The organism is Stenotrophomonas sp. STEN063, from assembly GCF_056854515.1.
This window is the reverse complement of the sequence record NZ_JBXFWF010000002.1, coordinates 66,081-86,995: the sequence shown is the minus strand read 5'-3', so window position 1 is coordinate 86,995 and position 20,915 is coordinate 66,081. Positions and strand designations below refer to the sequence as shown.

Below are 20,915 nucleotides of genomic sequence, written 5' to 3'. Positions count from 1 at the left end.
GGAATCCGCAGCTGCTCGCCAGCAATGCGGATTACGAGATGTAGGCGACCAATCGTTTGCCTATGGCTGCCACCATGCTGGAGAGAAGGTCGACGTCCGCTGGCTGCTGCAGGTCCAGCGCCCGCTTCAACGATGGCGTGGGAATGCTCAGGCTTCTCGCCAGCGCCTCGTGGGTGATCCGGCTTCGCACCATTTCATTGTGCACCAGCACCTTGAGGGATTCGCCTGCCGACAGATTGATGTTGACACCTTTGCGGGGCTTGGTCCGCGGCAATGGAACCGGCATGCCTGCGTGGAATCTTCTTCGTATCTCTGATCGCAGCGCGGAACCCAGGATCTTCTCCATGTGAGTTGCACTCGACGTGGCAATCTCTGGCCAGTCCGTCAAACAGATCACGGGCTTGGGGGACTGATCTTCGGCTCTGACTGGGTATACGAGCATATACAGGTTCGGGCGACGCAGCTGGATCGGCTGCGCGGACCTCATGTGACGGGACGATGATCCTATGTCTGAATCTATTGATCGAGTCCCTGTATTGCACGCACCAATATTCACCCATCAAGTGAATATTGGTGAGTTGGTTCCGGTGCGTTTCATATGATCCCTGATATGTCACGTCCCCAGATCAGCACGGATCTCGCCGGTCACTGCCACCGGACCTACGCAGGTTCCGTGATCCGTGGCCGTCGCAGAAGAGGGCGGTTCAATGGGAACTGCGCGGCGAGATCTCCTGCAAGTGGGGTCCGCAAGGAGCGCTGCAGCTGGGTTTAGCTGCAGTCGGCGACTATCGTTGCGACGCTGCAAGCGCCAAATCCAGGTGGCAACTGCTCGAAGCGGCCACTGCTTGCTGAAGAAGCCATGAAGCTTGGATAAGAAGACATGGCCACCAGTCTGCTGCGGCCAGACACAGGCTACAGGTAAGAGATCAGAATTTGTGCAACAGCAACCACGGTGCCGCTGCTGGCCTGCTGACCGTTGAGGTGCCAGTAGGCGGCTTGCAGATCCAGTGCAGCACGGCCATCAATCACCGTTACAACGCGGCTGCTGTCGGTGCCGTCGGCGCGTAGCGTTTGGCCGTCTGCGGTCTGGAGTTCGATTGCCACACCCGTCGCGTTGCCGAGGTTCTGATAGCGGAATGAATCGCTGGGATCAGCATTGCCGTTGAAGGCGAACCCAAGCTGGGTGACGCCCGCCGAACAGCCCTCCAGCACCAGTTGGAAGGGCGTGTGGCCGGCCGCGCCGCTGACAGGCAGGTCGCGCAGATCAATGGCGTCCAGTTGAACGCTGCGGTTGCCGTCGCCCACCGCCCAGCGACAGGTGGGCGGCAGGATGTCACCTGTCATATCGAAACCCAGGGATTGGGCATGGACGGCGGCGTAGCCAAACAGGAACAACGCTCCCACGCAGGCGATGGAGAAGAGTCGTGGCATCGGCAGGGCTCAGTTGTAGGTGACCTGGATCGTCACCGCAGAGCGCACGCTGCCAGCGGCGACCACTGCTGCGGTCTGGCGGAAGCGTGCGCGCAGCATATAGTTGGTCGCGCCGGAAGCGGCGACGTAGTTCACGTTCGTGCCGGAAGGACGAATCGCCAGACCACCTGGGTTCTGCATCTCGATGCCGATGCCGGCAACGCCGCGGAAGTGCGCACTATCTGCAGCGTCGGCAGTGCCGGACACGTTCATGTGAATCACCGTCACCAAAGGGTCGCAGCCGGTGGAGCGTACAGGCACATCCACCCATGTTTTGGTCGTGCCGACGGCGGTGAACTCGGTGGCATAGTAGGTGCCAAGATCCACATCCGCGGCGGTGAAGCGGCAAACGCCGGGCAGGATGTTGCCAGTCAGGTTGAAGTTTACCGTTTGCGCTTGCGCGGCTTCGGCGAGCAATGACAGGCCGGCTATCAGTAGAAGAGAACCAAGTTTCAGGCGCATCGTGATGTCCTCAGTTATAGGTGAATTGGATGGTGATGGGCGTGCTGACCGTGCCGGCAGTCAGTGTCGGTCGGGTCTGTACGAAGCGTGCAAACAAGTTGTAGCTCGCACCAATGGATGCCCGCGACCAGTCGAACGTGGTCACGTTGGGGATGACCCGCTGGCTGCCGCCATTGATCAGCTCGATGGCCACACCACTGGCCGTGGTATTGCGTACAGCGAAGTAGTTGCTGTTGTTGACATCAGCTACCCCGCTGAAACGCATGTGGATGTTGGTGATATCCGTGGTGCAGTTGCTGGAGGTCACCGTCACCTGCCGCCACGCCGTGGTGGTGCTGCCGGTGAAGGCCGTTGCCTGGTAAGTCCCCAGGTCGGCACTGGGCACCGAGAAGCTGCATGTACCGGGCTGGAACCGCCCGGTAAAATGCACAGTGAGGTCTTGCGCAGCGGCGACGCCGGGCAGGGCACCGCATAGCAGGAGGCAGGCTACGGCCAGATGCCTTGAGAGCGTGGACATCATCCTTTCCCCTATTCGTAGATCAATGTCACCGTCGCTGCGCCGTTTGCCTGGCCGGACGTCGGTGTTGTGCCGGTCTGGTAGTACCGTGCACGCAGGTTGAGGGTGTAGCTCGCATTATTGGTTGCAGTCAGTGCCAAGCCGGACGCACGGTTGCTGCCATAGGTGATTGGGTTGCTGTTGCCATCTGCCATCTGGATGCCAATACCGGTGGCGGTCTGGTTGACGCCATCCGGCTGCAGCGCCATCACGCCCTGCGTTGGATTGACGATGGACGTCACTGGATTGACGCGGTAACGGATCTGATTTGCAGTCCTGTTCAGCATTGAAACCCCATCGTCGTTGGTGAGATTCCTGCGGTGGGCATCGTAAAAACCTGGGCAACTATTGAGCCGGATTGGCACGTTGACCCAGTTTGTGCCGGAACCAACACCCGACAACACATTCATCTGATGGGTTCCAAGGTCTACGGTGACATCGGGCGTCGAGCAGGTGCGCGAGACGATGTTGAGAGATCCCGTGAAGCTTCCCAGCAACATGCGGATGGTGTTGTCACCAAGCTCAACGTACTCGAACGTCGGCAGGTCGGAGCCACGGATCGTCCCTGCGCCGACGTCACCGATTTTGATCAAACTGATGTCAAATGCCGTGGCGGCTAGTAGTGTGGTCGGAATGTTGAAGGTGTCGGTCGCCGTGGTCGGCAGAGCATTTCCTGCCCACCACACGACCGCACCGATGCCCGGTACCGATGTCAGATAGACGCGGCGCCCGTAGGTTGGGTGCACATAGTCGGAGAGACCATAGGGGTTGTTGGTGTACCGACGCGCGCGCGTATACGTGCCCGGCTGGCAGTGGATGTTTGCCGGTCGATTGGTATTGAAGGTGGCCTGATAGATCTCCGTGCCCACAGGGACATCGCGGCCGACGGTGATCGAACCGGTAATGCTAGTCACTGCCCGGATGAAGGTCGGCGTCTCCGCAGTGTAGGCACAAGTGCCGGCGTAAGCTATCGGGCTGAGCAAAGAGAGAAGCCCGAGCAGCGCCGAACCCAGCCACACTGCCTTTTGGTCGAACCAGAGTTTTAACCAAAGGATCATGGTGTTCTCCGCATGGAGGTGTCGGCATCGCTGCCTTCAGGTGTCATGTCTTGATCGTTGTTGACGCAGGGCAGGTCGAGCGTCTCGTAATCCATCTGCTTGCTGCCTTTTCGGTCGTCCGGTAGATGAACGTCGAGCCGGCAGGATTCTGCTGCCGTATCCCCCCAGCGCACAGTGATGGCACCGCTGTGCTGCAACCCATTGACGTGCAAACGACTCGCCTGGCCGGCCACACCGACGGAGTTGCCGGCGGCGTCCAGCACGTCGGCACCGAAGGGCACCGGTCGCCCATCCGGCAGACGCGTCTGGATGATCAGCGCACGCCCGCTGCGGGTGTCGTAACGCAGGGACACGACTGCGCCTGCACGCGGTGCCACGCGACGCGTTGTCTCGGCGATTTCTACGCCGATATCGGTGCCCTTGGGATCCAACGTGATGGTGTTCAGTTCGTAGGGCATCAGGTAGGGCACCACCGCATACCCGCGGCGATCCACCTTGGCACCCTGGCCGTTTTCCACATGCGCGCCGGCAGCGTCGGGGGCATGGATCAGACCGATGGTTTCGCCCAGCGGCGGCGCCAGGGTGATACCACCGCCGTGCAGCACCAGCCCGCCGGTGATGCCACCGCTCAGCTGTTGATAGCCAGAGCCCCGGCTGTAACCTGCAGCAAACTGCGACAGGCTGCCGTTGTACTGCGCGGTCAGGTCATAGGCGCCGTTGTTGTTGCTCTCGCTGAGCGAGGCGCCATACGCCAAGCGATGCTCTGGGCCAGCGGCACCAGCCAGCGACAAGCTGCGGCTTTCACCGCCATCGCGCGAATGGTTGAACATGCCGGTCGCGGTCGGCGCGCCGGCAGCACGGCCCAATGGCACTGACACGGTGAAGGACAGGCGTGTGTCACGTATCGCGTTGGTCGGCGCCTGTGTCTGGCGCATACCGGGAATGTCCAGCCAGTTATTGGTATCGTGCTGCACCACGCTGTCGCGGGTGCGCTGCACGGACAGGCTGTAACTCAGCGACTTCCAGCTATTGTTGTAGCCGGCGGAGAACTCGGTCTCATTGCCACGGCGGCCCCAGAAGTCCCGGATCGAACCGTTGACGAACAACAGGCCAGCGCCATCGCCCAGCATCTGGTTGACACTGAGGTCCATCCTGCTGCGCTGCCGGCGAAGGCCGTCCACATCGTGGCCACGCGAGGTGGCGTCACGCAGTGCCACGGCATCCTGCAGGCTGACGAAGCCGCTGGTGGAATAGCGGTAGGCGGCCACCGAGAAGTCGGTGCCGCTGTTGATGAAGTTGCGGTTGTAGCCGACCCGCGCACTGACGCCCTGCGTCGCCGACTGCCCCGGTGCACGGTTGCGTGCCTGGGTAAGGTCGGCCGACAGGGCACCGACGGGGGTGTTCCAGGCGCCGCCCATCAGCGCAGCGTGGTAGCCGTTGCTGAGGATGCTGCCGGCATAGGCCGTGGTGCTGTTGGTCAGGCCACGCTCGTAGGTGCCCTGCAGCAGCCAAGGCTGCACCTGCAGGTTGACCTCGTCGACCTTGCCTGCGGTTGCTGCCCAGCGACTGCTGCCAGGGCGCAGCAGTTGCGGCACCGCCGAGAACGGCACCGAGAAATGCTTGATGCGGCCATCGGCCTCGGTCAGTTCGACCTCCAGGTCACCACCATAGCCGGTGGGGTAGAGGTCATCGATGGCGAACGGCCCCGGTGCAACTGGCGTGTCATAGATCACGTAGCCACGCTGGCGGATCACCAAGCGAGCATTGGTCTCGGACACACCACGCACGATGGGGGCATAGCCGCGGCGCGACTGCGGGTCCATGCGGCTGTCGCTGCCCAGGCTGGCGCCAAGCACGCGCACGCTGTCGAACAGCTGGCCGGACGTGAACGTGTCCCCCAGGGTCAGCTGTGCGCGCAGCGCAGGAAGGTCGTGCTGCAGGGTGGTGCGGGTTGCCTGGTAGCGGCTGCGGCCGTGCCGGCCCCAGCTCAGCGAACCGGCGTGCAGGGCATGCCAGCCGCCGAGGCTGAAAGTGGACTGCACGCCAAGATAGCCGGCCGTTCCCTGATATTGACCAATGGTGCGATAGAGCTGCGCGCTGTAGTTGACGGTGGCAGCGGTAATGCCCGTATCCCATTGGGAAGGGTCGACGTAGCCGCGTGCGTCGCGGGCGGTATACACCTGCGGCACTGAGATGGTCAGCACCTGGGTGCCGGTGTCGAAGGACACCTGGGCACCCGGAACATAGTCAGCCAGCGGCGCGCAGAAGCGTTCAGCAGGCATGCGGCCGGGCGCTACGCCAGCGGTGCCATCAGTGTTGCCGGCCGCGACCACTTTGCTCCAGTCCACGCCGTAGCCTGCCAGTGCATCAGCATCGAAGCACGCTTGTGGTTGGTCGTTGCCAACAGCGTCCTGGAACACAATGTCCGTGCGTGCACGCCATTGGCCATTGAACACCACGTCGCCACGATAAGTGCCGGGCGGCACATATCCACTGCGGGCAAAGCGCGACAGGTCCATCTTCGGCGCGGTACCGGCCGGAAAGAAATCCATGTCGAAGGTGGCGTCGTCACCGCTGGCGTCGTCTGCATGTGCCTGCATCGACAACACCGAGGCCACCAGCAACGGCAGTGCAGCCAGTCGTGGCAAACGGGTGAACGGACGCTTGGAGGGCTGCGACGACGCGGACATGGAGGCAGGTTCCTGAAGAAAGAGCGCACGGGGCCTGGCCGCTGGCCATCATGGCCAGCGACAGCGACGACAAACGGACAAGCGAACTCAGCGGGTCAGCGGTGCAGTGAGCGGATTGAGTGCGCCGTAATCGTTGATGACGGTGAACTCGGCCTGCGCATCGGCGGCGATCTGGCTCACGTCCTTCAATGGAAACAGCGCCGTGCCTTGAGGTGCGACCATGCCGCCGCCCTGGCCGCCCAGGCTTTGGCCTGCCTGCTTCAGCGCCACCTGGGCGAAGCTGACGTGGAAGGCAGTGGGGTTGCTTACCTGCAGCGCATGACCCTTGCCATCGGCGGCAGGCACCAGCTTCCAGTTCAGGCGCGGGGGGGCGCTTGCGGCGTCACCCGGAAGCCCATTAGGGCGGAAGAACAATTTGATGCGCGTGCGAAAAGCGAACTGCAACAGATTGCGATCGTCGCTGTTCTCAGCTTTGGGAGGAACTTCCAGCACGTTGATCCAGAACAGCGACTCGCGATCGCTAGGCATCGGCTGGCGGGTATGCACGATGCGCACGGCCTGGCCCTTGTCGGCATCCATGCGGAAGATCGGGGGGGAGACGGTGAAGGGCACATCGGCGGTATCCGGCGTGGATGTTTCATCGCCTTGATCCAACCACACCTGCACCAGGGCAGGGCGGCTGCCTTCATTGGTTAGCTTTACAGTGATTTCACGATCATCGGCAGGGTAGACCATGCGGGTGCCTCCGATCACCACGCTTGCTTGGCTGTGCGCGCTGGCAAACAGGGAGAACGTTGCAACAACCCACAACAGGCTACGCAGATACTTGTTCATGACTCACCTCCTGAACGTGTGGCGGCAACCGCCGCCACACGCAATGGATCCGCAAGGATCAGTTGTAAACGACCGAATACACCACGTTGGTGTTGACCAAGCCCGGGGTGGAAGCGCCGTTGACGGCCAGGTAGTGCGCCTGGAACTGCACCTTGCCGGTGTTCGGAGCGACAGCGCCGATGGTGGCGTCCCACGACTGGCCCGGAACGGCCAGATTGATCGCCTGGGCAGCGTCGTCGGCCAGTTCGATCTGGACGTTGGTGGCTTCGCCGGTCAGCACGTTCTTCAGTGCGCCGGTGACCGGATCGACCTGCGTGCTGGACGGCAGGAACGACATGCTGGCGATCTTGCCGTCTTCGCAGGTGCCTTGGCCCGGGCCGCCGATGATCACGTCAAACACCTTCGGGTTGGCGGTGTCGCCGGCATTGGCCAGCAGGTTGGCATTGACCGGGTCCAGTGCAACCGAGAAATTGCCGGTGCCGCCGTCGGTGCCCGAGCCGCCGGAGACGGTGCAGGTGGCGTCGTTGACCACGCCGGTGAAGGTGATGGTGCCGCCGGTGGTGGAGGCCGCGTGGGCCGAGGAGGCCAATGCGAGGGCGGCAGCTGCAGCAGATGCGATCGTGAAGTACTTCATTTGCAATCTTCCTATCAACAGTTGTGATGTATCCGCCAAGGCGGACGTGTTCATCGGGCGCGGGGGAGCGCGCGCGACGGGTGTAGGTGTGTGCAGGTCGCTTGGGCTTGTGTTGCGTGCCTTTGGACCATGCCGGGTACGGGGGATATCAACTGCAATCCGAGCGTCCTTGCACGCACGACCGCAGGCTTGTGCGGTGTGGAAAGAATAGGAACCGGCAAGGGTTCGGTATATGCAAGTAGTTGCAAAGTTTCGGATAAAACCGAAATGTTTCGTGCTCTGAGTCAGAACCAATTGTGGTGACTGCTGTGAACATGGATGCGTCCCGCGTTGCGCTTTCATAGGTATAAAAAATGCCCGGCCATGGGGCCGGGCACGCTTTCAAATCCTGGAAAGCAACGCGGGAAACCAAGCCCCTGACAGCTTGGTCGCTGCCAGGGGCTGTGCATCAATCGCCCAATACCACACCCACGCCGACGCGGAAGATGGCACTGTCGCCGCGGGCGACGGAGACGCCAGCATTGACATTGACGCGACCGTTATCGCTCCAGCGCGAGATGCCGACGCCCATCGCACTCTCGCCGCGGTACGTCGCCATGCCAGCGTTCAGAACCGTCTTACCCGGCAGGTACGGGGTTACCTGGACAAGCGCCGATGCACCGGCGATGCCGCGGTTGGCCTGGCGATTGGCATGATCGATACGATCGTTCACGCCGTTCCACATATCGTCCATGCGCTGGTCGGTGTAGTCCTTGGCTTCGGCCAGGCGCTGGTTGAGCTGGGAAACATTGACTGCATCGGTATCACGCACGCCGGCCGCGACATTGGTCACCTGGCGCTCACCGCCCTGGTAGCCCACGGACACAGTGTTGTCACGGTCAGCCACCGAACCAGCACCCAGTGCGACAGCGTTGTCACCCTTGGCCTCGGCATTGGCGCCTACAGCGACACTGGTGCTGCCCGAAGCGCTGGCGCCGTTACCAGCAGCGACTGCGCTGGCACCATCCGCCTGGGCATCGGCAGCCGGCAATGGTGTCGTACCACCGCGTACCGGCGCTTCATTGCCATTGGCGTCGAAGTACGGGTTGTCGCCACCACCGCCACCGCCGTTGTTCTCGATGTTGGTCACGCGGTTGTCGATATCGCCGATCTGGCTCTGCAACTGGTCGCGCAGGGCGGCAATCTGGCCACCGTTGACCGCGTCGCGGCTGCCGGACTGGATGCGGCCGTCCGCCACATTGGTCAGCACGGTGCCATTGGCGCCGGCAAAGGTCACCTGGCCACGGTTGCTGTCGGCATCGTAGGTCACTGCGTCCAGCGTCTGCCCACCGGCATCCACCAGACCCGCTGCCTTCAGCTGTGCCAGATTGACGGCTTCGTCGTCTTCGGTTGCATCGGCCACGTTCTTCAGCTTGACCGGCTGGGTAGCGTTCTTGCCGCCCAGGGTGATGCTGTCCATCGCATCGCTGTCGTAGACCACTGCATTGCGCGTATTGCCATCGGCATCGATCAAGCCAGTCGCCTTGAGCTGGGACACGTTGACGGCATCGCTGTCATCGGTACCTGCTGCTACGCCGGTGACCACGCGGTCGCCTGCGGTGCCTGCCATCGACACGCGCGTGCCATCGGTGGCGGCGGCAATGGTGATGTCGCGACTGACGGCATCCTGGCGCACCAGTCCGATGCTGCCGTCGTTGAAGCCAGCCTCCAGGTTGGTCACGCGGCCATCGATGTTGGTGATGTTGCTGGTGTTCTGCGCAACCTGCTCATTGGTGGCATGCAGCTGCGAACCGTTGACGGCTTCCTTGCTGCCTTCGGACACATCGCCATCAGCCACGTTCTTCAGCACGGTGCCATTAGCGCCGGCAAAGCTGACCGCGCCCTTGTCATCGGCGTCGTAGACCACTGCATTGAGCGTATTGCCATCGGCATCGATCAAGCCAGTCGCCTTGAGCTGGGACACGTTGACGGCATCGCTGTCATCGGCACCTGCCGCAACGCCGGTGATCACGCGGTCGCCTGCGGTGCCGGCCATCGAAACGCGCGTGCCATCGGTGGCCTCGGCAATGGTGATGTCGCGACTGACGGCATCCTGGCGAACCAAACCGATGCTGCCGTCGTTGAAACCCGCCTCCAGATTGGTCACGCGGCCGTCGATGTTGGTGACCTGGTTATCAATGTTGGCAATGTTGGTGGTGTTCTGCGCAACCTGCTCATTGGTGGCATGCAGCTGCGAACCGTTGATGGCTTCCTTGCTGTCCTCGGATACGTCGCCCTCGGCCACGTTCTTCAGCACGGTGCCATTGGCGCCAGCAAAGCTGACCGCGCCCTTGTCATCGGCGTCGTAGACCACTGCATTGAGCGTATTGCCATCGGCATCGATCAAGCCAGTCGCCTTGAGCTGGGACACGTTGACGGCGTCGCTGTCATCGACACCTGCTGCCACGCCGGTGATCACGCGATCACCCGCCGTGCCAGCCATCGACACGCGAGTGCCATCGGTGGCCTCGGCAATGGTGATGTCGCGACTGACGGCATCCTGGCGAACCAAACCGATGCTGCCGTCGTTGAAACCCGCCTCCAGGTTGGTCACGCGACCGTCGATGTTGGTGACCTGGTTATCAATGTTGGCAATGTTGGTGGTGTTCTGCGCAACCTGCTCATTGGTGGCATGCAGCTGCGAACCGTTGACGGCTTCCTTGCTGTCCTCAGATACGTCACCCTCGGCCACGTTCTTCAGCACGGTGCCATTGGCGCCGGCAAAGCTGACCGCGCCCTTGTCATCGGCGTCGTAGACGACTGCGTTCAGCATCTCGCCATCCTGGTCGATGAGACCCAGCGCCTTGAGCTGCGATACGTTGACGGCATCGAAGTCTTCGGTTCCCGCTGCCACGTTGACCAGCTGGCGCTGCACACTGGCATTGCCGATGGAGATGCTGTTGGCTCGGTCGGTGGTGGACTGATGGCCGATGGCCACCGCTTCATCGTGCGAGGCAATCGCATGACGGCCAAAGGCAGCGGAGAACGCATTCTGCGCCTGGGCACCGGGGCCCACTGCCGCTGCACGATCACCGGATGCCACCGCGCCGGAGCCGACGGCCATGGCGCCACCATTGCTGGCGTTGGCCTGCATGCCGATGGCAATGGCCGAGTTGGCCGACGCCGATGCCTGACGGCCAATGGCCACGGAATAGACCTGCGATGCACTGGCGTTGGAGCCCATTGCCGTGGAGAACTGGACTGCTGATGCTTGACGGCCTACTGCGACAGCGCCATCACCAAGTGCACTCGAACGGCTACCAAACGCGGATGCTTCGGTGTTGCTAGTCACCGCGCCAGCGCCGACCGCCGTGGACGAAACGCCCGCAGCAGTTGCGCCGTTGCCGAGTGCCATTGCACCGGCGCTGCCGAACAGGGTTTTCGCGCCGCTACCGATGGCCACGCCGTTGGCGTTCACCGCCTGAGCGTTTGCGCCGATGGCGACCGAAGCCACACCAGAAGCGCTGGCGCGGGCGCCAAACGCAGCGGCCTCATTGGCGGTGGTTACTGCGCCCATGCCAACGGCTGTGGCCGAGGTGCCAGTGGCCGAAGTGCCGTTGCCGATGGCGATGGCACTGGCGCTGCCGGCCGTGGTGGTGGCGCCACGACCGATGGCAACTGCGTTCACATCGCCTGTCTGAGCAGTGAAGCCCATGGCCACGCTGTTCGCCATGGAAGTCTTGGCGGCCACGCCGACTGCCACCGAGTTGTTTCCGGTGGCAGAGGCATCGTCGCTGCCATCCATGGCGCCATTGGCCTTGAAATAGCGGGTGGCGTCGGCCAGATTGTTGGAGACATTGGTGATGATGTTGCCGAGTTCTGCCTTGGCGGAGTTCAACTGGGAAACGTTGACCGCGTCGGTGTTTTCGGTGCCATCCGCTACATTGATCAGCTGGCGCCCTGCACTGCTGCTGCCGAAGGAAACGCTGTCGGCGCGGTCGGCAATCGACGCCTGCCCAATGGCAACGGCGTTCACGCCATCGGCGGTCACCGAGGCCATACGGCCGAAGGCCATGCCGTATTGGGCTTCGGCGGCAACGGTAGCGCCAGCGCCCAACGCAATGGAGCGGTCTGCCAGCGCCGCTGCGACGTTGCCGATTGCAATCTGGTTCGAGCCAATCGGATCTCCGTTGACGTCGAAGCCACCTGCTGCTGCGGCCGGTCCCAGTGCGACGCTGGAGCTGTTCACTGCATTGCTGCTGTAGCCCAAAGCCACGGAGTTGAGCCCGCTGGCGAGGGAGTTGTTACCGATTGCGCTGGCGTTCAAGGCGCTGGCGTTGGCGTTGCTGCCAAAGGCGATGGAAGAGATACCGGAGGTCTGTGCAGCATTGCCAACTGCCGTTGAGTACGCGGCGTTCGCCAGGGCGGCATTGCCGACAGCGGTGGCATTGTTGAACGATGCAGAAGCATCCGTGCCCACCGCAGTGGCACGCCCGCCAGTCGCGGTGGAACCACCACCCAGGCTCAGGGTGTAGTTGCCATTGGCAGTGGCGTTGTAGCCCATGGAAACAGCATTGAAGCCATCAGTGTTGGCTTGATCACCGATGGCGACGTTGGCCAGATTGCTGGCTACGGCACCATTACCTATGGCTACAGAACGGTCGCCGATGGCTCGGGAGCCCGGACCCACGGCCACGGCGTTAGCGCCGGTAGCCGTACCGCCGTCCACGGCACCCATCAAGCCGATGCCACCGAACGCGGTGTTCTCCACGACGCAAGCGCCATGTTCGTCCACGGTGCCGGCGATACCTGCGTCGGTCGTGCACACCTCGGCAGCCAGCACACCGCCGAACGGCAGAGCCAGGGCAACGGCCAAGGCCGCGCGGCGTACACGGGCGCGCTTGCCGCGGCCCTTGGTCAGCTCGGAAGCGACCATCCACTGGCCGGCAGCATGGTTCCAAACGATGCGATAGATCTTGTTCATGGCGGTTCCTCGTAGTTGATGCGCTTGGCGAGGCCCGGCTGTGTCGTTACCGACTCAACCCGCGATCCCGGCGCATGTAGCGAGCCTGAATCGTGGTCCTCGGCGAGGTGCATTCATGCGTGCAATGCGTCGCGTTGGAGGGCGGGCCAGTTCCGTACGGGAGGCACGGCTATCTGGCACGGGTTGAATTTTCCGCAGCAGCAGGAACCGTCAACATGCAAGAACTACGAAAAAGCCCCCAAGCGATTGGGGGCCGGTGGGGAACAGTGACATCAATCAAGAAGCAGCGGAAATACAACTAGTTGTATTGCCATCCATGCGCCGTTGCGGCATAGAGCATCCGCAGCAGTCAGATACGTTGCTTCTCGACACGAGTGAAGAGAGATGCGTGGTTGGCCTGTGACTTCAGCCCATCAATTGGAGATGCCTTCATTGCGCAGGTACTCAAACAACTCGGCATCATTGCTGATCCCCAGCTTGCGCATGGCGTCGCTCTTCTGGCGACTGATGGTGGTGACACTGCGGCTCAGCTGGGCAGCGATTTCGGTCACCGAGAGACCCGTGGACAGCAGGCGCAATACCTCGGCTTCGCGCGGGGAGGGCTGTTTGGCACCGGCGGCCACGGTCTCGCTGCCGAGTTCGGCAATGCGTTCCTTCAACCCCTTGCTGACATACGGTGCCCCCCGATGCACGGTCTGCAATGCCTGTGGCAGCTCGTCCAAGGAGGATGCCTTGTCGATCAGGCCCAGCACCCCGGCCGAGACCACCATGCGCAGGATGCCCAGGTTGTTGGCCATGCTCAGCATCAGGATGGGAAGGTCGGGGTACTTGCGGCGGATCAGCCCCAGCATGGCGAAACCATCGGGTTGCTGGCCCCCGGGCATGGCAAAATCGGTCACCAGCACGTCACACGGGTGCGCTTCCAATGCCTGGAGCAGTTCGTCGGGGTTGTTGGCCTCAGCGGCCACCTCACCCACGCCGCTGCTTTCGATGAGCGCACGTGCGCCGATGCGGACGACGGGATGATCATCGGCAAGAATGATGCGAAGGCGCATGGATGGTTATCGGATGAGGACTGGGAGGGCAGGATGGGGCTTGCAGCTATGAGGAGGTCGGCCGGGGTGCGTCTGCATTGCTTCCTCCGTTGCGTCGTTTTGTGCCTGGCCGCGATGCTGGTCTTGCCTGCGTTTGCGCAGAGTGATGCTTTGCCGCTGTCGCCGCAACAGCGGGAATGGCTCAAGGCGCATCCCACCGTGACGGTCGGATTGTACGACAACGTTTGGCTGCCCTTCGAGCGGGTGCAGGATGGCCGGGTGGAGGGCCTGGCCTACGACTATCTGGTGGAGGCAACCAGCCGCTTGGGCCTGAAAGTGGCTACCCGGCGCTATGCCAGTTGGGCCGAGGTGATCCAGGCGGCCTGCAACGGCGAGGTGGATGTCGTGATGGACATCGCCCTGACCGCCGAGCGCACCCGCTGCATGGTCTTCACCCGCCCGTACGTCGACGCCCCGGTTGCGCTGGTGAGTCGATTGCAGGATGGTCGTGCCGCACGCGATGCAGAACTGGCCGGACTGCGGTTGGTGACTGAGCGGGACTTCTCCTTGGGCGTCACCGCCCGCGAGCGCTATCCGACCGCCCAGCACCTGCAGGCGCAATCCACCCGTGAGGCCCTGCAGATGGTCAGCGACGGGCAGGCCGATGTTTATCTGGGCAATGCCTATGTGGCCACCGCGCTGATCGCCGAGGCGGGCATCACCCGTATCGGGCTGCAGCGGCAGAGCGACCTACCGCCGGATTCGCTGCATTTTGGTGTACCGAATGCGCAGCAGCCCCTGGCCGAGGCGCTGGATATTGCGTTGCATTCCCTTCCCGAGGCAAGCATCCGGGCGATCCGGGCGCACTGGCTGCAACCGCTGCAGTGGCTGGGTAGCGGCAAGCTGGCATTGACCGCCAGCGAGCGCGACCAACTCGCGCTGCCGCTCAACATCGGCTTCGCGCCGACCTGGGCACCCATTTCGTTCGTGGACGAGGAAGGGCAGCCCAGCGGCATTGCCGGCGACTACCTTGAGAAGTTCCGCACCGCTGGCGCCGACAAGCTCAAACCGCTGTCACTGGACAGCTGGCAGTCCATCCGCGACGCCATGCGCGACGGTCGCCTGGATGCGGTGCTGGGCGTGCCCAATGACGCGGCGGTGTTCGGTGATGACTGGGTGTTCAGCCAGCCCTTCCTGACCGTTTCCAACGTGATCGTGGTCGGCAGGAACAACGACAGCGTGCTTGATATGCGTGATCTGGACGGGCGCAGGGTAGCGCTTTCCGATCCGGACCGGTTGGCACCGCTGCTGCAGGCCCAGGCGCCTGGCGCCATTGTGGTAAAGGTGGCAACCGCACAGGAGGGCATGGAGCGTGTGCACACGGGCAAGGCGGATGCCTACATCGGCAACCTGGCCGTTGTGGACCGCTTCCTGCGCGAGCACTACGCCGGGGAGTTGCATATCGCAGCCCCGGCAGGCGTGGAAGATCGGCTCGCGCTGGCAGTACGGCCGCAACATGCGGCGCTGGCATCGGCGTTCGACCGCATGTTGATGAGCATGACGCCGCGCGAGCGCGAGGCTATCCGTACGGACTGGATGGCCGTGGAGTATCGGTCCAGGTTCGATTGGCAAGCGTTTCTGAAGTGGGCAGTGCCGCTGGCCTTGGTGTTGCTGACGGCGGGGACGGTGCATGCCGTCGGTTATCTGCGGCTGCGGCGCGAGGTGGAGCAGCGCCGGCTGGTGGAGAAGCGTCTGGCGGAAGTCACCGGTAGCCTGCCTGCCGTGGTTTATCAGGCACGGTGCAATGCCGAGGGGGAGTTCTCGTTCCCCTATATTGCCGGCGACATGCTGTCGCTGTTCGGAATCGAGGTGGCCCAGGCGCTCCACAACGAACGCGAGTTGTTCGCACGCGTGCATCCTGACGACCAGTCGCAGGTGACCGCGGAGCTGGAACGCGCGGCAGCTGCGTTCGATGACATCGCCGCGGACTTTCGCGTGCGCTCGCCCGAAGGCTGGAAGTGGATACGCTCGCGCGCACAACCACACCGCGCCGATGATGGCGCGCTGCAGTGGAGTGGCTATTGGATCGACGTCACCCAGGCGCGTGCCCAGGCACAGGCGCTGGAGGACGCCAAGGCAGCGGCCGAGCAGGCGGCCGAGGCGAAGGCAAGCTTCCTTGCAACCATGAGCCATGAAATACGCACGCCGATGAGCGGTGTGCTGGGGATGCTGGAGATGCTGTCCCATACCCGGCTGGATGGTGAGCAAAGACGTGTCGTTGCCACCTTGGAGGACTCCGCGCAGATGCTCCGGCAGATCCTCGACGACATCCTGGATTTTTCCAAGATGGAGGCGGGCGCGCTGGCCTTGGAAGCCACGCCGATCAGTCTGCGGCAGAAGATCGACAACGCCCAGCAGATGCTCATGACCCAGGCCACGACCAAGGGGCTTGTGCTGAGCGACCGTATCGATCCGCGGGTGGCGCAACGGCACATGGCTGATGGCATTCGTCTGCGGCAGGTACTGTTCAACCTGCTCAGCAATGCGATCAAGTTCACCGCACAGGGAGAGGTCACCATCCTGCTGGACCTGCTGGAAGAGCGCCCTGGCGCGCAACGGATTCGCCTGGCAGTGCGTGATACAGGCATCGGTGTACCGGAGGACCAACAAGCGCATCTGTTCAGCCCATTCATCCAGGCCGAGTCATCGACCACGCGTCGCTACGGTGGTACTGGCTTGGGCTTGAGTATCTGCCAGCGTTTGGCGGACCTGATGGAAGGCCAGTTGGCGCTGGAGAGCACGCTGGGAGAAGGAACCGAGGTTTCCCTGAGTGTGTGGCTGCCGATGTTGGAAGGGGAGGTTGAGCTCGGCGAAGCATCGGAGATGGGGGACACCACACCATTGCCGGCGCATTGGTCAGAGAAGAATGTATTGATCGTCGAAGACCACCCGACCAACCAGGATCTGATGCGCTGGCGGATGCAACAGCTGGGGCTGAGCCATACCGTGGTTGCCGATGGCGCAGCGGCGTTGGAGGCACTGGTTCACGGCTCGTTCGATCTGGTCATCACCGATTGCCGCATGCCGGGAATGGATGGCTATGAGATGACACGGCGGATACGTCGCATGGAAAGCGAGCATCCGCGTCGCCGCCGCTTGCCGGTCATTGCGCTGACTGCGAGCGCATTGGACGAGGAGGCCCGGAGCTGCCGTGAGGCGGGCATGGACGATTTCCTTGCCAAGCCCGTGCCGTTGCCGATCCTGCGACAAGCAGTGGCGCGCTGGTTGCAGGCCGATGCCGACCGGGGGCTGGATGTGGTCCCGGCGGACGCGCAGTACACCGGCCAAACGGGAGCCGCCGGGCAATTCTCTGCCGTGCCGGACATGGCAACCGCGAATGCGCGACAGGCGCTGATTGCCCGGTTTGGCTCCGCGCAGGTGGCAGACCAGTTGATCATCAGTATCGTCAGCACAACAAATGCCGATCTACGAGCGGTGGAGGACGCCCTGCAGGCACAGGATGCGGTGGCCTTGGGCAATCACCTACATCGTATTGCCGGCGGCCTGGGGGCCGTTGGCGCCGACGCCCTGGCCAATCGTGTACGTGATCTGCAACATGCAGTAGAGGCTGAAGGCATCGCCTTGCATCAGAGCGAGTTGAGCGAACTGCGTACAGCGTTGGGCCAGTACATGAAGACACTGCAGGATTGAGTGTTTTCGTATTTGTTGCATGGGAATGCCGTACTCCAGGCGGCAAGGTGTAACTCCCGTCACCCAGCGCGCCCAAGGCGCAGGCGAGAGTCCCCATGAACAACGTGTTCAACCTCCGCAACGCCGCTTCGACTACCACTTCGGCCCGGCTGTCCACGGCGGCCACGACGCGCAGGGCCGCTCTGACGGCTTTGTTGAAGTCGTCCGCCTGTACCGAGGGCGAGGTTCTGTTCCCGCTGCTGGGGGCGCTGCTGGAAACCCATCTGGACTGTGGCCACGACGACCGCAAGGCCAACGAGCGCATCCGGGATGGCCTGGACAATCTGGAACTGCTGTTGGCACTCGAAATCGAGCGCATGGGTCTGCGGCAGGCGCCAGAAACACCGTGCACACAGCTGTTGCGCTCACGCAGCTGAGGTCGTCTGAATCGGCCAGGTCACCCTGCCAGCGTGCGGGTGGGTACTGCGCTGTTCGATCCTGATGTCATCGACGATGCCTCACTTCGGTGAGGCATTACTTATCTCTGTCTGTGAATACTCCGATGTCCCCATTCCTCATGCCGTTCCTGTCTCGCGCCAGCCAATGGCGAAGCAGCCATATCATTGCCTCCGTCGAGCACGATGCCGTTGTGGCCAGCGTGCTTGATGGAGGTACCGCAACGCCGCGCTATCTATTCATGGCGATGATGTCCTGTGGTATTGCAATCCTTGGCTTGTTGCAGTCGTCGGCGGCGGTAGTCATCGGCGCGATGCTGATCTCGCCGCTGATGGGACCCATCATGCAGCTGGGTTTCTCACTGTGCGTGATTGATTTCAGGATGATGCGCCGTGCCTTGATCGCTTTGCTGATCGGCACGGCATTGGCGCTGCTGGTGTCCTACCTGATTGTGAAGGCGTCGCCGATCCGCGAGGCCACCAGCGAGATTCTGGCCAGGACGCAGCCGACCCTGTTTGACCTGATGGTTGCGGTATTTTCCGGTTTGGCCGGTGCCTATGCTGCCATCACCCGGAAAGGTGAAACGATCGTCGGTGTTGCGATCGCCACCGCCTTGATGCCGCCGCTGGCAGTGGTCGGATATGGCCTGGCCGTTGGCAGCATGGTCATTGCCGGCAACGCGTTCTTTTTGTTCATGACGAATCTGTTGGCCATCGCACTGAGCGTGACGCTGGTTGCGAAGTGGTACGGCTTCGGCATGCAGAACTCGCCCCAGCACACCGCATGGCAGGCGGCGTTGATCGCAGTGACCTTTCTGGTGCTTGCGGTGCCGTTGGGTATCGCGTTGCGGGGCATTGCCGCGTCCACCTGGGTGGGCAACAGCGGGCGCTTGGAAACCGAGGCATATCTGGCGCGCCATGGCGGTGCAATAGACAGCTTCCATGTGGATCCAAGAGGGGAGGTGCCGCAGTTCAACATTGTTGCCTTCGTACCACACTACCTTCCCCTGGCCGAATCCGAACTGCAGCGCCAGATCGGCACCAAACTGGGGCGCCATGTCCTGGTGGAGTTGCACCAGAGCCTGGAGGCCAGTGACAGCCTGCAGAACGGCATGGCCGATATCGACCGGATCCGTGGGCAGGTGGCATCCATAGAAGCGCGATTGAGCGCCGACGCAGCGAAGGAATCGATGGCACGTTCCAATGGCGACGCAGTGGCCAAACAGTTGCTTGACCAGCTGGTCTCCGTGGAAGTCGCCGAGCAAGAAAGGATAGCGGTGGTGCGCCCCCGGACCGCCATGGTGCTGAGCAAGGATGACACCCAATCCTGGGAAACGAGACTCCAGCAGCAGCTGCCCGGCTGGACAGTTGTCGTGCGCAACCAGGAGCAAGCACCTGCTGCGCCTGCAGAGTGACACGCGGTCCTGAATTCGTACTTGTTGTATTTAGCTCGAGGACGCCGAACGCAACAATGAAACACCAATCCGAGGCTGGAGGCCCAGCGAGGAGATCGAGATGATTGCCAATGCCACCTACAATTTTGCCCCGGCGGTCAACGTTGGCTTGCTTGCGGCACTCGGTACCAGCGCCGTATTTGCGTTCCTGCTGTGCTTCCCGCTGCTTGCCAGGCGAGTTCATCGCGCTGCCCTTCAGGGGCAGATGGCCGGCTTCATCGGAATGGCGTCGAGCGCCGCGCCTGTGCCCGCTGAGCAGTCTTTGGCGCTACAGGATCGATTGACCGGACTGCCTGGCCGCTTGGTCCTGGAACAGCAGCTGCGGGCACATGGCAAGCAAGGTCAGCGCAAGGTGGTGTTGGTGATCGGTGTGGATGGGTTCAGCGCGATCAACCAGCTTCATGGGCATGCTTTCGGCGATGAACTGCTGAAGTCCATTGCTCTGCGATTGCGCTCGGGCATCCGCATGGGAAACCTGATCGTTCGACTGGCAGGTGACGAGTTCGCGGCAATTGCCGAGATTGAAGAACTGGGGCAGGCCAAGACTGTCGCCAAGCGGCTGATGCAGGAGATGCAGCGGCCCTTTGTCATCAATGGCAAGGAGATCGACGTATCTGCCAGCATTGGCATCGCCATGGAGACCCTTGCAGGAGGCCAACGTAGCCGCCTGCTGACGCAAGCAAGCATTGCGCTGGCCGAGGCAAAGCACCTGGGAAGAAACCGCTACACGGTGTTTGATGTTTTGATGGACGCCAGCGTGTCGGAAGTGGAACTGCTGGTGGGAGACCTGCGCCGTGCCTTGCGCGAGAACGAGTTCTTCCTGCTGTACCAGCCGAAGCTGGACGTGCAGAGCGGCAGGGTGACAGGCGTGGAAGCATTGCTGCGCTGGAACCACCCCGAGCATGGCCACGTGTCGCCGGACCACTTCATCCCGCTGGCTGAGAAGACCGGAATGATCGTTGATATTGGTCGTTGGGTAATGAACGAAGCATGCCGCCAGATGCAGGAATGGGGCAGCGAGCGCGTTGTGGACTGGCGCATGTCAGTCAATGCGTCCGTGTTCCAGATCAACTCCACGTCATTCTACACGGATGTGCTTGATGCGCTGGCGCGTCACTCATTGGCGCCGGAGGATCTGTGTATTGAGATCACAGAGTCCGGTGCGATGCGAAATGCCGAACTGAGCCTGATGACGCTGCGCAAGCTGTCTGCAGTTGGCGTACGTATCTCATTGGATGATTTTGGTGTGGGCCATTCCAGTCTTTCGCACTTGAAGCGGTTTCCAGTGCAGGAACTGAAGGTGGACCGTAGCTTCATCAGCTGCATTGGTGAGTGCCAGGAAAGTGACGCAATCGTCAGGGCGATCATCGGGCTCGCCAAAGCCGTCGGTTTGCAGGTTGTGGCAGAAGGCGTGGAGACCGAAGAACAGCAGGCTTTGTTGGCCGAAATGGATTGCGACGTGATTCAGGGCTACTTGATCAGCAGGCCTATACGGGCAGAGGAGGTGCCAGCGCTGGTCGCGCGGCACGGCGACGAACAAGACGTACTGCATCGGCTACTGGAAGGTTGAGGTGGCAACGGGGGGCGAATAGTGAAGGCCTCGCGGAGCTTTTAT

14 protein-coding genes are annotated in these 20,915 nt (G+C 62.3%); 4 read left to right on the top strand and 10 right to left on the bottom strand.

What is annotated here, in order from left to right:
• Positions 1 to 31: 31 nt before the first annotated feature.
• The 10 genes from AC1VWL_RS01190 to AC1VWL_RS01145 form a co-directional block, all read right to left on the bottom strand.
• Positions 32 to 346 carry a hypothetical protein gene (locus AC1VWL_RS01190; protein ID WP_482985454.1) on the bottom strand — a complete coding sequence of 105 codons (315 nt, stop codon included), beginning with the start codon at positions 344 to 346 and terminating at the stop codon, positions 32 to 34.
• A gap of 566 nt (positions 347 to 912) precedes the next feature.
• On the bottom strand, positions 913 to 1,431 hold the full coding sequence (locus AC1VWL_RS01185) for a fimbrial protein (RefSeq protein WP_482985453.1): 519 nt from the start codon (positions 1,429 to 1,431) through the stop codon (positions 913 to 915).
• Between the two features lie 9 nt (positions 1,432 to 1,440).
• Positions 1,441 to 1,932 (bottom strand): fimbrial protein, encoded by a 492-nt coding sequence (locus AC1VWL_RS01180; RefSeq protein WP_481533756.1) that lies wholly within the window; start codon positions 1,930 to 1,932, stop codon positions 1,441 to 1,443.
• A gap of 10 nt (positions 1,933 to 1,942) precedes the next feature.
• On the bottom strand, positions 1,943 to 2,449 hold the full coding sequence (locus tag AC1VWL_RS01175) for a fimbrial protein (RefSeq protein ID WP_482985452.1): 507 nt from the start codon (positions 2,447 to 2,449) through the stop codon (positions 1,943 to 1,945).
• An 11-nt stretch (positions 2,450 to 2,460) separates the two neighbouring features.
• Positions 2,461 to 3,546, bottom strand: a complete 1,086-nt coding sequence (locus tag AC1VWL_RS01170) for a fimbrial protein (RefSeq protein WP_482985451.1) — start codon at positions 3,544 to 3,546, stop codon at positions 2,461 to 2,463.
• Complete coding sequence (locus AC1VWL_RS01165; protein WP_482985450.1) at positions 3,543 to 6,236, bottom strand: fimbria/pilus outer membrane usher protein; 2,694 nt, start codon at positions 6,234 to 6,236, stop codon at positions 3,543 to 3,545. The genes AC1VWL_RS01170 and AC1VWL_RS01165 overlap by 4 nt, the downstream gene beginning before the upstream one ends.
• Before the next feature lie 87 nt (positions 6,237 to 6,323).
• Entirely contained in the window at positions 6,324 to 7,070 is a 747-nt protein-coding gene (locus tag AC1VWL_RS01160; RefSeq protein WP_482985449.1) for a fimbrial biogenesis chaperone, read from the bottom strand.
• A gap of 58 nt (positions 7,071 to 7,128) precedes the next feature.
• Positions 7,129 to 7,704: a fimbrial protein gene (locus AC1VWL_RS01155; RefSeq protein ID WP_482985448.1), complete on the bottom strand. Its 576-nt coding sequence runs from the start codon at positions 7,702 to 7,704 to the stop codon at positions 7,129 to 7,131.
• 448 nt (positions 7,705 to 8,152) lie between these two features.
• Positions 8,153 to 12,667, bottom strand: a complete 4,515-nt coding sequence (locus AC1VWL_RS01150) for an ESPR-type extended signal peptide-containing protein (RefSeq protein ID WP_482985447.1) — start codon at positions 12,665 to 12,667, stop codon at positions 8,153 to 8,155.
• A gap of 413 nt (positions 12,668 to 13,080) precedes the next feature.
• Positions 13,081 to 13,722, bottom strand: a complete 642-nt coding sequence (locus tag AC1VWL_RS01145) for a response regulator (RefSeq protein WP_481533825.1) — start codon at positions 13,720 to 13,722, stop codon at positions 13,081 to 13,083.
• A gap of 198 nt (positions 13,723 to 13,920) precedes the next feature.
• Between AC1VWL_RS01145 and AC1VWL_RS01140 the strand changes: the two genes are divergently transcribed.
• The 4 genes from AC1VWL_RS01140 (at position 13,921) to AC1VWL_RS01125 (ending at position 20,870) form a co-directional block, all read left to right on the top strand.
• Complete coding sequence (locus AC1VWL_RS01140) at positions 13,921 to 17,412, top strand: ATP-binding protein (protein WP_482985446.1); 3,492 nt, start codon at positions 13,921 to 13,923, stop codon at positions 17,410 to 17,412.
• A 95-nt stretch (positions 17,413 to 17,507) separates the two neighbouring features.
• Entirely contained in the window at positions 17,508 to 17,828 is a 321-nt protein-coding gene (locus AC1VWL_RS01135; RefSeq protein ID WP_482985445.1) for a hypothetical protein, read from the top strand.
• 140 nt (positions 17,829 to 17,968) lie between these two features.
• Positions 17,969 to 19,261, top strand: coding sequence for a DUF389 domain-containing protein (locus AC1VWL_RS01130; RefSeq protein ID WP_482985444.1), 1,293 nt, complete (start codon positions 17,969 to 17,971; stop codon positions 19,259 to 19,261).
• Positions 19,262 to 19,361: 100 nt separating this feature from the next.
• Positions 19,362 to 20,870 carry a putative bifunctional diguanylate cyclase/phosphodiesterase gene (locus AC1VWL_RS01125; RefSeq protein WP_482985443.1) on the top strand — a complete coding sequence of 503 codons (1,509 nt, stop codon included), beginning with the start codon at positions 19,362 to 19,364 and terminating at the stop codon, positions 20,868 to 20,870.
• The last annotated feature ends 45 nt before the right edge of the window (positions 20,871 to 20,915 follow it).